Raw genomic sequence first — 318 nt, 5'->3', positions numbered from 1 at the left:
GAAGAACAGGCCGCCGATCGCGACGAAGAGCAGCGGGGCGAACTTCAGCACGGTGGAAACCAGCTGCACGGCGCCCACGTAGGCCGTTCCGGCGAGGTTCGCCAGGGCGGGCAGCCACTGCAGCAGCAGAGCGGCGGCGATGGTGAGGGCGAGGCTGTGCTTGACCGGCAGCAGCACGTCGAGATAGCCGACGGCGGCCACGGCGAGGGCGGCGACGGATATCTTCCGGTAGCGCCTCGTTCTGCGGTGCTTGCTCATGTGTGACCCCAATCGTCGGATCGCCGAATCCCCCCGGGTTCTGGCCGATTCGCCCAGCAC

At 68.2% G+C, this 318-nt stretch carries 1 pseudogene; it reads right to left on the bottom strand.

Features of this window, described 5'->3' with window-relative positions:
* Positions 1-258: pseudogene (locus tag ACSNOK_RS33680) on the bottom strand (hypothetical protein); the annotation flags it as partial.
* Between the last annotated feature and the right edge of the window lie 60 nt (positions 259-318).

This window comes from Streptomyces sp. URMC 126, from assembly GCF_051386555.1.
In the GTDB taxonomy this organism is placed as follows: Bacteria; Actinomycetota; Actinomycetes; order Streptomycetales; family Streptomycetaceae; genus Streptomyces.
The sequence above is the reverse complement of the archived record's forward strand: the minus strand, read 5'-3'. Positions and strand labels throughout refer to the sequence as shown.